Source organism: Thiorhodospira sibirica ATCC 700588 (genome assembly GCF_000227725.2).
Classification (GTDB): domain Bacteria; phylum Pseudomonadota; class Gammaproteobacteria; order Ectothiorhodospirales; family Ectothiorhodospiraceae; genus Thiorhodospira; species Thiorhodospira sibirica.
On the sequence record NZ_MU255056.1, the window covers coordinates 2,363,774 to 2,378,056 of the forward strand.

Below are 14,283 nucleotides of genomic sequence, written 5' to 3' on the forward strand. Positions count from 1 at the left end.
ACCGCATGGCTACGACGCAAACGCAGGCAAGGCAAAGCGATACTGCACTGGTATCCATTGAGGGTCTGCACAAGCGTCGTAGCCAGGGCGATAGCAGTTTCGTGCTGGATGTTCCGACGCTGCATATCCGCCCCGGCGAGGTGGTGGCGATCGTCGGTGATAGCGGCTGCGGCAAAAGCACCCTGCTCGATTTACTCGCCCTGGTGATGCAACCCACTCGCGTCAGCACATTTACCATGCACCCCGATATCACCACCGAGGTTGATGTCGCCGCACTTTGGGCCATGCACCAGGAAACACGCCTGGCCCGGCTACGCTGCCAATCGCTAGGCTACATCCTGCAAACCGGCGGCCTCTTGCCGTTTCTGAATGTCTATGCCAATGCCGCCCTCAGCGCCCGCATCAAGGGCCTGCAGGAATCCGCCTATGCAAACCGCCTCCACGAACTGGCCACGCGGCTGGGCGTTGCAAACTGCCTGCCACGTATGCCAGATTCCCTGTCACTGGGCCAGCGCCAACGCATCGCCATCCTGCGGGCCTTGGTACACAATCCCGACATCATCCTGGCTGATGAACCCACCGCCTCGGTGGATAAAACCCGCGCCCGCAGCATCATGCAAGATCTCAACGCACTCGCCCGCGAACAAGGCGTCGCCGTAGTCATCGTCACCCACGATGTCGATCTGGTCGCCCCCTTTGCCGACATCACCTACGGCTTTGAAGTCCGCGAAATCTCCGCACAGGAAACGCATTCCTTGTTCATACCGCTACCCTCAAGCCATCAATAGAACGCCCCTCCACCTGATAAGGTATCGCTGCGTCGGCATTCCAACCGGGTCTTGCCTTGGTGTCGGGCGTGGGGCTGCGGGCGGCATTTGCCAGAGGCGGCACAGGCAAAATGCCCGATGCGCCCGCCGCTTTGATAAGGATGTCAAGGCTTTGCATTTGGAATGGCGGTTGATCTTTATAACCGCCGTGATTTTCACCAAAGAATTCAGGCACTATACAAAATTTCAAATGATCCATTCCGCCGCTCAATGCTTATGACGCCATCCAATCCTTCGCAACACACCCCCATGATGCAGCAGTATCTGCGCATCAAAGCCGAGCATCCTGATGTCTTGGTGCTGTATCGCATGGGCGATTTTTATGAACTGTTTTTTGATGATGCGGTGCGCGCTGGCCGCTTGCTGGATATTACCCTGACCAAGCGCGGGCAGTCGGCAGGCGAGCCGATTCCGATGGCCGGGGTGCCGGTACATGCCCTGGAGACCTATCTGGCGCGTTTGTTACGTCTGGGCGAGTCGGCGGCCATCTGTGAGCAGATTGGCGATCCGGCCACCAGCAAAGGCCCGGTAGAGCGCAAGGTGGTACGCATCCTGACGCCGGGCACGGTGACTGATGAGGCCTTGCTGGATGACCGGCAGGAGCATTTGCTGGTGGCGGTGTGTGAGCACAGTGAGCGCTTTGGTCTGGCCAGTCTGGATTTGGCCGCCGGGCGTTTTCAGGTGCAGGAGTTTAACGGTCTGGAGGCGCTGGAAAGCGAGCTGGAGCGGCTGCATCCGGCAGAATTACTGGTGCCGGAGGGCTTTAACCGCATTGCCCCCCGTGCCCACACGCGCCAGCGTCCGCCGTGGCATTTTGAGGCCGAGACCGCTCAGCGCCTGCTGACGCAACAGTTTAATACTCAGGATCTCAGTGGCTTTGGCTGTGAGGGGCACCCGTTGGCCATCACCGCTGCCGGGGCTTTGCTGCAGTACGTGCAGGAGACGCAGAAAAGCGCCCTGCCGCATATCACCAGTCTGCGCCTGGAACAGCGCGAGGACTGGATCATTCTGGACGCGGCCACGCGGCGCAATCTGGAACTCAGCCGCAATCTCTCCGGGGGGCGTGAACATACGCTGCTGGCGGTGCTGGATCATAGCGCCACGGCGATGGGTTCACGCCTGCTGGCGCGCTGGATTCATCAGCCAATCCGCGCCCATGCCATCCTCAAAGCCCGCCATAGCGCCGTGCAAACCTTGCTGGATCTGGATATCAGCGCTGACCTTTATGACAGCCTGCATCAGGTCGGGGATCTGGAGCGCATCCTTACGCGCATCGCCTTGGGAACCGCTCGCCCCCGCGATCTCACCACTTTGCGCGATGCGCTGGGGCTGTTACCAGAGCTGCAAACCCTGCTGGCCCAGGTATCCACCCGTCACTTGAGCGATCTGGCGCAGCGCATCGCCACCCACCCGGAGATATTCGCGCTGCTGCGCCGCGCCCTGCTGGAGCAACCGCCGGTGTTATTGCGTGATGGCGGGGTAATTGCGCCGGGCTATGATGCCGAGCTGGATGAATTGCGCGGCTTATCGCAGAACGCCGATCAATTCCTGCTGGACCTGGAACAGCGCGAGCGCACCCGTACCGGCATTGCTACCCTCAAGGTCGCCTATAACCGCGTGCATGGCTATTATATTGAGATCGGGCGCGTACACGCCGACAAGGTGCCCATCGACTACACCCGCCGCCAGACCCTCAAAGGTGCGGAGCGTTATATCACCCCGGAACTTAAAGGTTTTGAAGACAAGGTGTTATCGGCCAAAGAGCGGGCCTTGGCCAGAGAAAAGCTTTTGTATGAGCAACTGCTTTCGCTGCTGCTAGCGCCGCTGGAAGACTTGCAACGCTGTGCCACAGCCCTGGCCGAGCTGGATGTGCTGAATACTTTTGCCCAGCGGGCGCGGGCCTTGAATTATCAGGCCCCGAGCTTTCAGACACGCGCCGGTATCACCATTGAGCAAGGGCGTCATCCGGTGGTTGAGCAGGTGCAATCCAGTCCGTTCGTGGCCAATGATTTGGAACTGCACACCAAGCGGCGCATGTTGATTGTTACCGGGCCAAATATGGGCGGAAAATCCACCTATATGCGACAAACAGCGTTGATTGTGCTGATGGCGCATATCGGTGCCTTTGTTCCGGCCAAGCGGGCGGTGATCGGGCCGATTGACCGCATTTTTACCCGTATCGGCGCCTCGGATGACCTGGCTGGGGGGCGCTCGACCTTTATGGTGGAAATGACTGAGGCGGCCAATATCCTGCACCATGCCAGCGAGCACAGCCTGGTATTGATGGATGAAATCGGGCGCGGCACCAGTACTTTTGATGGGCTTTCGCTGGCCTGGGCCTGTGCGGAATATCTGCTGATCCAAAACCGCGCCTTTTGCCTGTTTGCCACCCATTATTTTGAACTGACCACCCTCAGCGAAGACCACGAAGGCATCAGCAACGTGCATATTGATGCGGTCAAGCACGGCGAGCGCATCATCTTCCTGCATGCCGTCAAGGACGGGGCGGCCAGCCAAAGCTATGGTCTGCACGTCGCCGCGCTTGCCGGGGTGCCAAAAAAGGTTATTATGCAGGCGCAAAAACGCCTGGCCGAGCTGGAATCACAGGCCTTTGCCCAGCGCACCCATTGCGCCCAGATGGATCTGTTTGCCAGTATGCCCCCGCCCGATCCGCTGTGCCAGACGCTGCGGGGGATGCTTGAAACGCTCAACCCTGATACATTGACACCGCGCCAGGCGCTGGAGCTGGTCTATCAGTTGTGCGAATTACGCAATGCGCACGCGTGACATGGAGCACAGCAAAGACACCTCTCCTTTGCAAGGAGGGGTGTCCCGTCAGGGGCGGGGTGGTTCTGACTCCCCCTTGACAGGGGGAGGGTTTTAACCACGCAAAGGCCGGGTGGTTAGAAAGCCCCGCCTGCACCAAGCAACCGATAACAATGCCGCAATCACTGATATGCGGCTGACAACCATCAATCACAGGAGTTTAGAAAAAATGTATGCCGATATTTACGCCCGCTCAGTGCGCGATCCGCAAGGCTTTTGGGGAGAGGCGGCACAGGCCATCACCTGGTACAAATCCTATGAAAAAGTCCTTGATGACAGCAACAAACCCTTCTATCGCTGGTTTAGCGGCGGTCAGCTCAATACCTGCTATAACGCCCTGGATCGCCACATCGAAGCCGGACGCGGCGCCCAGCTCGCCCTGATCTATGACAGCCCGGTCACCCAAACTCAGCGCAGCTATACCTACGCCCAGTTGCGCGAGGCGGTGGCGCTGTTTGCCGGGGCTTTGGCGCAGCAGGGGGTACGCAAGGGTGATCGGGTGATTATCTACATGCCGATGGTTGCCGAGGCGGTGATTGCGATGCTCGCCTGTGCGCGGATCGGCGCAGTACATTCGGTGGTCTTTGGCGGTTTTTCGGCACAAGAACTGACCACCCGCATTGATGACGCCAAGCCGCGTGTCATGGTCGCCGCCTCCTGCGGCATTGAGCCTAACCGCGTGGTGCATTATAAACCCCTGCTGGATCGGGCGATTGAGCAAGCCAGCCACAAACCGGAACGCTGCATCATCCTGCAACGCCCGCAAGAACCCGGCACCCTGGTTGAGGGGCGTGATATCGAATGGAATGACGCCATCGCCCAGGCCAGCCCGCATGAATGCGTCCCGGTCGAGGCCACTGATCCTTTATATATCCTCTACACCTCCGGCACCACCGGCAAACCCAAAGGCGTAGTGCGTGACAATGGTGGCCATGCCGTCGCCCTGCACTGGAGCATGAAACACATCTACGGCATGCAGCCCGGTGAAGTCTTCTGGGCCGCCTCGGATGTTGGCTGGGTGGTCGGACACTCCTACATTGTCTACGCCCCGCTGCTTTACGGCTGCACCACCGTGGTCTATGAAGGCAAGCCGGTAGGCACCCCCGATCCCGGCGCATTCTGGCGGGTGATCAGCGAACACAAAGTCTCGGTGATGTTCACCGCGCCCACCGCTTTTCGTGCCATCAAGCGCGAAGACCCGCGTGCCCAACACCTGAAAAACTACGATATGAGTCATTTCCGGGCGCTGTTTTTGGCCGGCGAACGCTGTGACCCTGACACCCTCACCTGGGCTCAGGTTATGCTGGAGCGCCCGGTCATTGACCACTGGTGGCAGACGGAAACCGGCTGGGGCATCGCCGCCAATTTCCTCGGCATTGAAACCCTGCCCGTCAAAGTCGGTGCCGCCGGCAAACCGGTACCGGGCTATAATGTGCATATTCTGGATGATGACGGGCACGAAGTCCCGGCCACCCAGATGGGGCGCATCATGGTACGTCTGCCGCTGCCGCCGGGGTGTCTGCCAACACTGTGGAACAATGACGAGCGCTATGTCTCCTCCTATCTGAGCGCCCAGCCGGGCTATTATCTTAGCGGTGATTCCGGCTACTTTGACGAAGACGGCTATCTCTACGTCATGGGCCGCATTGACGACACCATCAACGTCGCCGGCCATCGCCTCTCCACCGGCGCCATGGAAGAAGTGCTCGCCTCTCATCACGATGTCGCTGAATGCGCCGTGATTGGCGTGGCCGATGAACTCAAAGGCTCACTGCCGCTGGGCATGGTCGTGCTTAAAAACGGCGTCAAACGCGATACCGACGAACTGCGCAAAGAACTGGTGAACTTGGTCCGTGACCGCATCGGCCCGGTCGCCGCGTTTAAACTGGTCACCGTGGTTGACCGCCTGCCCAAAACCCGCTCCGGCAAAATCCTGCGCGCCACCATGCGCAAAATTGCCGATGGTGAGGCATTCCAGATGCCCGCCACCATTGACGACCCCATGATCCTTGAAGAAATCCAGCAGGCCATGCAAACCATCGGCTACGCCGCCAAAGAGAAAGACATCTAAATAGACGCGCCGATGGGAGCGCCGAGCCCCAGCTCGGCATCATGGAACGCCGCTTACCAGAGCGGCATAAAAAAACACCCCTTCTTTTCAAGGAGGGGGTGTCGCGCAGCGATTATCCTGGATCCTCGCCCACCAAAACGGTATGCAAGAAAAACGGGACAAAAAGGGTACAGGAGTGCAAGGAATACAAAAGAAGAAAAATGAAAAACGGGTAAGCAATTGATTTAATTGGTGGGTCGTGTAGGATTCGAACCTACGACCAATGGATTAAAAGTCCACTGCTCTACCAGCTGAGCTAACGACCCATTGCATAATGCATTTGCGTAAAGAGTGCAACGAGGAGGCAATATTTTACTGAAGCATTAAAAAATAGCAAGCATTTTTTTGATATTGTTTAATTCATTGAAAAAAGGCACTAAGCCTCAGGGACTGGAAAACTATAAGCTTGTATGTGCTTGTTTTTCAGTATCTTGATGGCAAGCAAAGCTTCCTGGCTTTTGTGTTTGAAGGGCAAATTTGCTAATATCTTGCCCCTTCATTTACAAGGAAATCCAGTGGTCAGTATGTCTATTAGACGATCCGGTTTTTTCCCTCCGCTTGCCGTGCTCCTGCTTTTTTTTACCGCCGTGCCCATGATGACGACACAGGCGGCTGAGGATGCAGCAGGCTTGCGTGAGGTTTTTGAGCTTGCCTTGGTGTATGACGATGCTTGGTCGGCGGCGCAGGCGCGTGCCCGAGCGGCTGCGGAGTCTTATCCCATTGCCCGTGCGGGTCTGCTGCCGAGTCTTTCGGCGACGGGGACGCTGGGGCGCACCCATCGTGAAACTGATCAGGCCGGGCAGGAGTTATCGCGTGAATATGCCCAGGATACCTTGCGGTTGCAGGCTCGCCAGCCGTTGTTAAATCGTGAGCGCTGGATGCGGGTGCGCATGGCGCAGCGTGACGCCGACATCGGCGGGTTGGAGCTGGATCTGGCGTATCAGGATCTGATTCAGCGCACGGTGAATGCGTATTTAAATTTGTTGCAGGCCCAGGAACAACGCGCTTTGGTGCAGGCCGAGATCGACGCCATTGATGCGCAGATGCAGCAGATTAAGCGGATGCGTGAGGGTGGCGTGGCCACGGTGACGGATGTGTATGAGGCGCAGGCACGCCTGGATCTGGCGCGTGCGCGGGAGATTGAGGCGCGTAATCTGCAGGAAATCCGCCGCCGCGAGTTGCTCAAGATCATCCGCCAGCCGGTTGGCATGATCAAGGTGCTTGGTGAGCAGGCCGGTTATGAGCGTCCCATTCCCTATGATATGGATGCCTGGACACAGATGGCCAGTGATAATGCCCTGGAAGTGCAGGCGCAGAAACTGGCTCTGGAACGCGCTGGGTTTAATGTGGATCGGGCCCGCAGCCAGCATTTGCCAACCCTGGATGGGGTGGCGGCCTGGGAACGTTTCGGCAATTCGGATCTGGGGTATGCGCGGGATCGCTATGGACGGGTTTCTCTGGAGTTGCATGTACCCTTGTATATGGGCGGGCGCATCAGTGCGGAGACCCGCGAGGCCCGTGCCCGTTTTGATCAGGCCCTGGATGAATCGGAATTGACCCGCCGTGAAAGCGAGCTCAAGGCCAGCAGCGCCTTTTTGGAGCTTTCCAGCAGTCTGGCACGCATTGAAGCCCTGGAGCAGGCCGTGCGCTCCAGTGAGGTGGCCTTGCAAGCCTCAGAAATTTCCTTGTCAGTGGCTTATCGAACCTTTGTCGATGTGCTGGATGCACAACAGCAGCTGTACCGTACCCGTTTTGATCTGCTGGGCGCCCGTATTGAATATGTGCGCGCCATGGTTGCACTCAACGCGGCGGTGGGGATGCTCAACGAAGATACCATTGACCATATTGATACCTGGATGGAGACTTTTTAACCCGTGCGTCGCAACCCTAACGAGGAATCCCGCTCTGCCATTTTAGGCGTACTGCGTGAGTTCCGCCATATCATTCTCTCCGCTGGTGCTTTCAGCATGGTCATTAACGTGCTCATGCTGTTGCCGGCGATTTATATGTTGCAGTTATATGACCGGGTGCTGGCGAGTATGAACGTCACCACGCTGGTCATGCTGACCATCATCGTTGTCGTGCTGTATATCCTCATGGGCACGATGGAGGCGATTCGCGGCAAAACCCTGATTCGTATGGGCAATCGCCTGGATGCCCGGCTCAATGGACGGGTATTTCGCGCCACCTACGAAAGCTATCTGCGTCAGGGTAATGGCAACGCCCAGCAGGCTCTGGGTGACTTTACCAATGTGCGCCAGTTTGTCACCGGTCAGGGCATCATTGCCTTTTTTGATGCGCCGTGGACGCCGATTTTTATCATCATCATGTTTTTGTTTCACTGGATGATCGGCCTGCTGGCGGTGTTTGGGGTGTTGCTGCTGGTGACTTTGACCATCATCAACGAGCTGGTCACCCAAAAGGCCCTGCAGGAGGCCAACCGGGTGGCGATTCGCGCCAATGCCCAGGCAGCCAGCAATCTGCGCAATGCCGAGGTGATTGAGGCGATGGGGATGTTTGAGCGCATCCGGGGCCGCTGGCTGTCGATGCACCACACCATGCTCGGCCATCAAACGGTTGCCAGTGAGCGCGCTGCGGTGATCACTGCCACCACCAAGACCTTCAGCATTGCGATGCAATCCTTTGCCCTGGGTCTGGGTGCCTGGCTGGTGCTGCAAAACGAGATCACCGCCGGGATGATGATTGCCGGCTCGATTCTGATGGGCCGTGCCCTGGCACCGGTGCAGCTGCTGATCGGTTCGTGGAAGGGTTTTATTGCCGCCCGTGGTGCCCATGAACGTCTCAACGGCCTGCTCAAAACTTTCCCCGAACAGGACGATCCTCTCAGCCTGCCGCCACCCAAGGGTAATCTGCAGCTGGAAGGGGTGTATGCCGCCCCGCCAGGGATGCAGCGTCCGATGCTGATCAATAACGTCTCCTTTACCCTGCCGGCAGGTGAAATCCTCGCGATCGTGGGACCCAGCGCCTCGGGCAAGTCCACCTTGGCGCGCCTGATTGTCGGCGTGTGGTCAACGGTGGCGGGCAAGGTGCGTCTGGATGGTGCGGATGTGTACACCTGGAACAAGATGGAACTGGGGCCACATGTCGGCTATCTGCCGCAGGATATCGAATTATTTGACGGCACGGTGGCCGAAAACATCGCCCGCTTTGGGCAGATCAATGCACAGCAGGTGGTGCAGGCGGCGAAACTGGCCGGGGTGCATGAGATGATTTTGCACTTCCCCAACGGCTATGACACGGTGATTGGTGCCGGTGGCGTCAATCTTTCGGGCGGACAACGCCAGCGGATCGCCCTGGCGCGTGCGGTGTATGGCAATCCCTGCCTGCTGGTGCTCGATGAGCCCAATTCCAACCTGGATGATGCTGGCGAGCAGGCCCTGATTCAAACCGTCAAAACGCTCAAGGAACAAGGGGCGACCGTGCTCATTATCACCCACCGCACCAGCATCATCGCGGCGGTGGATCGCATGCTGGTGATGCGCGACGGACAATTGGCCATGATTGGCCAGCGTGATGAGGTGCTGGCCGCACTTAAGGCCCCCGGCGGCGGTAATATGCCTGCCAAAACTTAATACTACGCAGACAGGCGTGTTAAGCCCTAACGATCCTACCTACGCGGTGTTGCGTGCCCGCCCCAAGGGCCAGCGGGCAACATCGCGCCTTTTCTATTGCAGGACAGAGCATGTCGGTAAATAAACCCATTGAAGGCAAGGTACTTGCTGCCACTCCCAGTGAGCGGACCCTGGATGTCGCGCCCGATCCTCATCAGGGAGCGATTGAGCGCAGCCCTGCCAGCATTGTCGTGATCGGCTGGCTGGTGATGCTGCTTGGCTTTTTCGGCTTTCTGATCTGGGCCGCCCTGGCGCCGCTGGATTCTGGCGTGACTGCACCCGGTGAGATTGTCGTGGATTCCAGTCGGCAAAAGGTGCAGCACCTCACCGGCGGTATTGTGGATGAGATTTTAGTGCGTGATGGCGATCATGTGGAGCGCCATGATGTGCTGATACGCCTCAACCGCACCCGTCCACAGTCCGAGCTGGCCATCGTGCGCGCACAGCTATTATCCTCACAGGCCGTGGAGGCCCGTCTGCTGGCCGAGCGCGACGGCCGCAAGACGATTGACTTTCCGCCCAGCGTACTGGATGAGCTCAACGATCCGCGCATTGCCGATGTGGTGCGCACTCAGCGCCAGTTGTTCGCCTCCCGGCGCGATGGCCTGCTCAGTGAGTTATCCATTCTTGATGAAAATCTGCGCGGCATTGATGAACAGGTTAAAGGCTTGCGCGCTCAGGAAGAAGGCAAGGCGCGTCAGGTAGCCTTGTTACAAGAAGAACTGGAGGCGCTCAGGCGCTTGTTTGACGAAGGCTATGTGCCGCGTAACCGCATCTTTGAGCTGGAGCGCATGATTGCCGATGTGCAGGCGCGGCGCAGCGAGGATCTTTCCGCCATTGCCCGTGCTCAGTCAAGCTTGAGCGAAGTCCGTCTGCGCAAGATTCAGCGTCAACAGGAATACTCCAAAGAGGTCGAAAGCGAGCTGACCGGTATCCAGCGCGAGGTGGACAGCCTTGAACAGCGCCGCATCGCCCTGCAAGATGAGCTGGAACGCATTGAAATCCGCGCCCCGGTCGCCGGAGTGGTGGTAGGAATGCGGGTACACAGCTTGGGCAGCATCATTCGTCCGGGGGATGATATCCTTGATCTTGTGCCCGATGGTGAACCACTGGTGATCAAGGCGCAAGTCGCGCCACAATCCATTGAGCTGGTGCATGTCGGGCTGGAGGCGATGATCCGCTTTAGTGCCTTGAGCACGCTCAACCCCGTGGTCAATGGCTTGGTGGTCAATGTCTCGGCAGACCGCCTCACCGATGAGCGCACGGGCATGCCCTACTTTGAGGCGCGCATCGAGGTGCCGGTGGAAGAACTCGCCCGTCTGACCTACGAGCGCATTATCCCCGGAATGCCCGCCGAGGTGGTGATTCGCACCGGTGAAAACACCGTCTTGCATTACCTGCTCAAGCCGGTACTTGATCACATCTTCAGCGCCTTCCGCGAACGCTGAACCGCTGAATGCGGCGCTTAAGCTCCGCGTTCCCAGGCGGTGAAATTCCCGCGATGGCGTGCTATGATCCGGGCATTTCGCAATGCTTTGGCGGTCGCGGTGATGGGCACCTCCCACGTGGCCCCGCTTGAGACTGAAACAAACGGCATTATTGCCCGGCCTGGTGTCGGGCTTTGTGTTTTGTTGCAAACCTAAACCACGTTTCCCGGCATATTGTGGCACTCAAGCGTCAAGGCCGGATTTACGCAAACCGGAAGAGACTCGATGTACAACCCCTCGCTGCCTGATAAGCATCCGCTGATGCAGCGACTAGACCGTAATCACTTAGCCGATCTGCCAACCGATGCCCGGCTTTTAACCCTCACCCTGTCTTTGCCTTCCTGCCGGATTCATGGCCTGCCTGCGCTGGACGGTGACTGGTTTTACTGGGCGTGCCCGCAGGCGAGGCAGTATCTGCTAGGTCTGGGGCAGGCGTATATGGCACAGGTAACGGGTTGTGGGCGCCTGGAGGCTTTGTCGCAGGCGTTTACTGCCTTGCAACAGAGCTGGCATCATCGCGATCTGGATCACACGGGGCTAAGCCCGGTGGCCTTTACCGGCTTTGCCTTTGATGGGCGTGACCCGATGGCCCAAGGGTGGGAGGGCTTGCCCAATGCGATGCTGGTGGTGCCGGAATTGCTCTTGCATCAACAGGGCGATCAGACCTGCATCAGCCTGAGCTGTGCCTTGCCCCAGGCCCATCCTGAACAGGTGTTGCAGCGCTGGTCGCAGCGATTGCAGACGCTGTTGACGGCCTTGGCGATGCCCCCGCGCAATACGCTGGCCACGCTGGCGGTACGCGTTGAGCAACATCCGCCGTTGGATGCCTGGCCTGATCTGGTGGCCAAGGCGCTGGCGGCCATTGCGGCCCAGCAGCTGGAAAAGGTGGTCCTGGCGCGCAGCCTGCGAGTACACACCACGCCGCAGATTGATCCGACCGAACTGATGGCCGTTTTGGATCGGCTGTATCCGGATTGTCGGCATTTTGCCATCCGCGCCGCCGATCTTGTGTTTGCCGCTGCCACCCCGGAACGCTTGCTCACCCGCACCGGCGAGCGGATTTGTGCCGATGCCCTGGCGGGTTCCACGCCAGTCAGCCTCGATGCCGACACGGATCAGTGCTTGCGGGATGAGCTGCACCATTCCCCCAAAAACCGCCACGAGCATCAACTGGTCGTGCGCGGGATGCAGGCTGCCCTGGCCCCGCTGTGTCATGAGGTACGCTATGCCGAACCGCCGGATATCTTGCGGCTGCGCCATGTACAGCACCTCTGGACGGAAATCCACGCCACCCCCAAAGACGGGGTGAATCTGTTTGATCTGGCGGCCCGCCTGCATCCCACTGCCGCCGTTTCGGGGACACCCTCAAAGACGGCGCAAAACTGGATTGAGACACATGAAGGCCTGGCGCGGGGCTGGTATACCGGGGGCGGTGGCTTTATTCATGCCAATGGTGATGGCGAAATTGCGGTGTTGTTGCGCTGTGCACGTCTGCGCGGTCAGGAGGCGGCCTTGTATGCCGGTGCCGGGATTGTCGCGGGTTCCGATACCCAGGCGGAATGCCATGAGATTGATGTCAAACTAAAAGCCATTTTGGAGGCATTGGGTCTTGTCTGAGCGCTCCTGCACGCTTGCTACACTGAATCTGCACTGGTGCGAAGCCCTGTTCGCGGGTCTGGCGCAGGGCGGGCTTAGCGATTGTGTGATCTCGCCGGGCTCACGCTCAACCCCGCTGGTGCTGGCGGCTGATCGACATCCCTGGATACGTACCCATGTCTGCCTGGATGAGCGGGTGGCCGGCTTCATGGCCTTGGGGCTGGCGCTGCGCTCGCAGCGTCCAGTGGCCTTGGTGGCCACCTCCGGCAGTGCCCCGGCGCATTGGTATCCAGCCGTCATGGAAGCCCATCATGTCGGCGCCTCGCTAATATTGCTCTCGGCAGACCGCCCGCCGGAATTGCACGGCTTTGGGGCCAACCAGACCACGGATCAGCAACGGCTCTTTGGCACGCATCTGCGCGCCTTTTATGATCCCGGCGCGCCACGCGATGATGATCATGCCCTGCGCTATTTGCACGCCCTCGCCCAACAAGCCTGTCTGCAAAGCCGCTGGCCGCATCCCGGCCCGGTACAGATCAATCTCCCGGTGCGCGAGCCTTTGGTGCCTGAGCAATGGCCCGCCGCTTTATGCACAGCTTTAGCTCCGCGCTCCCAGCTGCCGCCTTTGGCCAAAATCACACCCGATCCGCATGCGGTGGCAGCACTGGCCACCCAGATGCGCCAAGGCCCGGGGTTGATCCTGTGTGGGCCGGGGCAGTATCCCGCTGGCTTTGCCGAGGCATTGATGGCCTTGCAACAGACGGTAAATGCGCCGGTCTTGGCGGATCCCTTGAGCGGTCTGCGCTTTGGTACGCATCTTGATGACCCGGCCCGGGTCTGTGTGCATTATGATGCCTGGCTGCGCTGTGCCACGGCCCTGCCCGAACCGCCTGCCTGGGTATTACAGTTTGGGCGTATGCCGGTCTCGCAAGCCTTGGCCAACTACTTGAAGCATGAGGCCCTGCCGCTGCGTTATCTGGTCAATCCCTACGCACATTGGCCCGATCCGCTGCACCGCAGTCATCTGCCGCTGTTGGCCTGTCCATTGGCCTTATGTCAGGCCCTGCTGGCACAATCCTGGCCAGCACCCTCGCCAAATGCGCTATACCCGCGCTGTCTTGCGCTGGAATCGCAGACGCAGACCTACGCCACGCACCTGTTGCAGCATAGCGAGGCGCTGTTTGAAGGCCACCTGATTCGCGCCTTGCTGGAGGTCTTGCCCGCCGAAACCCTGTTGTTCAGCAGCAACTCCCTGCCGATTCGCCAACTGGACACCTGGTCAGGCAGTCGCCGTGCGCCCTTGCATGTCTTTGCCAATCGCGGCCTGAGCGGGATTGACGGCAATCTGGCCACGTTGCTGGGACTGGCCCAGGCTCACGATACAGGGCCGGTGGTGGGACTGTTGGGCGATCTCGCCCTGGTGCATGATCTGGGTGCGCTGGTCAAGGCCCAAGGTCAATCCCTGCTACTGATTGTGATCAACAATGGCGGCGGCGGCATCTTTGGTTACCTGCCCCAGGCGCACCTGGAAAGCTTTAGTCAGTATTGGCACACCCCGCATCCGCTTGATCTACGCGCCTTGGCCGGTCTGTTCGGCGCACAGTATTTCCAGCTCACTGAGCGGGCGCAGCTAAGCATCACGCTGGATGCGGCGCTGACGGCGCCCGGACTGCGCATCCTGGAAGTGGTGGTGGATGCCACCTACAGTCAGACCACTCACCGCACCTATTGGCAAACGCTGGCCACCCTGCAAACAGGCTTAGCCTGATGGATGCGACGGCCCGCCTTGCCCGTGTTTCTTCCCA

9 protein-coding genes and 1 tRNA gene are annotated in these 14,283 nt (G+C 59.1%); 8 read left to right on the forward strand and 2 right to left on the reverse strand.

What is annotated here, in order from left to right; genetic code table 11:
• Positions 1-5: 5 nt before the first annotated feature.
• Positions 6-788, forward strand: a complete 783-nt coding sequence (locus THISIDRAFT_RS11045) for an ABC transporter ATP-binding protein (protein WP_006786525.1) — start codon at positions 6-8, stop codon at positions 786-788.
• On the opposite strand, the gene THISIDRAFT_RS11050 is transcribed toward THISIDRAFT_RS11045, so the two are convergent.
• Positions 760-1,026, reverse strand: a complete 267-nt coding sequence (locus THISIDRAFT_RS11050; protein WP_006786524.1) for a hypothetical protein — start codon at positions 1,024-1,026, stop codon at positions 760-762. The two genes, THISIDRAFT_RS11045 and THISIDRAFT_RS11050, sit on opposite strands and share 29 nt — an antisense overlap.
• 17 nt (positions 1,027-1,043) lie before the next feature.
• Here THISIDRAFT_RS11050 and mutS point away from each other — a divergent pair, with 17 nt between their 5' ends.
• Together mutS and THISIDRAFT_RS11060 are read left to right on the forward strand one after the other, a co-directional pair.
• On the forward strand, positions 1,044-3,614 hold the full coding sequence (gene mutS / locus THISIDRAFT_RS11055) for a DNA mismatch repair protein MutS (RefSeq protein WP_006786523.1): 2,571 nt from the start codon (positions 1,044-1,046) through the stop codon (positions 3,612-3,614).
• Between the two features lie 208 nt (positions 3,615-3,822).
• Positions 3,823-5,724, forward strand: coding sequence for a propionyl-CoA synthetase (locus THISIDRAFT_RS11060; RefSeq protein WP_006786522.1), 1,902 nt, complete (start codon positions 3,823-3,825; stop codon positions 5,722-5,724).
• A gap of 229 nt (positions 5,725-5,953) precedes the next feature.
• Here the strand turns inward: THISIDRAFT_RS11060 and THISIDRAFT_RS11065 are convergent.
• Positions 5,954-6,029: transfer RNA gene (locus THISIDRAFT_RS11065), tRNA-Lys, on the reverse strand.
• 327 nt (positions 6,030-6,356) lie between these two features.
• Here THISIDRAFT_RS11065 and THISIDRAFT_RS11070 point away from each other — a divergent pair.
• The 5 genes from THISIDRAFT_RS11070 to menD all read left to right on the forward strand — a co-directional run bounded on the left by THISIDRAFT_RS11070 (position 6,357) and on the right by menD (position 14,246).
• Positions 6,357-7,634 carry a TolC family outer membrane protein gene (locus tag THISIDRAFT_RS11070; RefSeq protein ID WP_159098500.1) on the forward strand — a complete coding sequence of 426 codons (1,278 nt, stop codon included), beginning with the start codon at positions 6,357-6,359 and terminating at the stop codon, positions 7,632-7,634.
• 3 nt (positions 7,635-7,637) lie between these two features.
• Positions 7,638-9,356 carry a type I secretion system permease/ATPase gene (locus tag THISIDRAFT_RS11075; RefSeq protein WP_006786520.1) on the forward strand — a complete coding sequence of 573 codons (1,719 nt, stop codon included), beginning with the start codon at positions 7,638-7,640 and terminating at the stop codon, positions 9,354-9,356.
• Between the two features lie 110 nt (positions 9,357-9,466).
• A complete protein-coding gene (locus THISIDRAFT_RS11080; RefSeq protein ID WP_006786519.1) occupies positions 9,467-10,843 on the forward strand; it encodes an HlyD family type I secretion periplasmic adaptor subunit in 1,377 nt (458 codons plus the stop codon).
• 264 nt (positions 10,844-11,107) lie between these two features.
• Positions 11,108-12,499, forward strand: coding sequence for an isochorismate synthase (locus THISIDRAFT_RS11085; protein ID WP_006786518.1), 1,392 nt, complete (start codon positions 11,108-11,110; stop codon positions 12,497-12,499).
• Entirely contained in the window at positions 12,492-14,246 is a 1,755-nt protein-coding gene (menD, locus tag THISIDRAFT_RS11090; protein WP_006786517.1) for a 2-succinyl-5-enolpyruvyl-6-hydroxy-3-cyclohexene-1-carboxylic-acid synthase, read from the forward strand. Before THISIDRAFT_RS11085 ends, menD begins: the two co-directional genes overlap by 8 nt.
• Positions 14,247-14,283 lie beyond the last annotated feature (37 nt).

Coding starts and splice junctions, on each gene's coding strand:
- mutS (WP_006786523.1), top strand. CDS start 1,044: ATGACGCCATCCAATCCTTCGCAACACACCCCCATGATGCAGCAGTAT.
- THISIDRAFT_RS11045 (WP_006786525.1), top strand. CDS start 6: ATGGCTACGACGCAAACGCAGGCAAGGCAAAGCGATACTGCACTGGTA.
- THISIDRAFT_RS11080 (WP_006786519.1), top strand. CDS start 9,467: ATGTCGGTAAATAAACCCATTGAAGGCAAGGTACTTGCTGCCACTCCC.
- THISIDRAFT_RS11060 (WP_006786522.1), top strand. CDS start 3,823: ATGTATGCCGATATTTACGCCCGCTCAGTGCGCGATCCGCAAGGCTTT.
- THISIDRAFT_RS11070 (WP_159098500.1), top strand. CDS start 6,357: ATGATGACGACACAGGCGGCTGAGGATGCAGCAGGCTTGCGTGAGGTT.
- THISIDRAFT_RS11050 (WP_006786524.1), bottom strand. CDS start 1,026: ATGGATCATTTGAAATTTTGTATAGTGCCTGAATTCTTTGGTGAAAAT.
- THISIDRAFT_RS11085 (WP_006786518.1), top strand. CDS start 11,108: ATGTACAACCCCTCGCTGCCTGATAAGCATCCGCTGATGCAGCGACTA.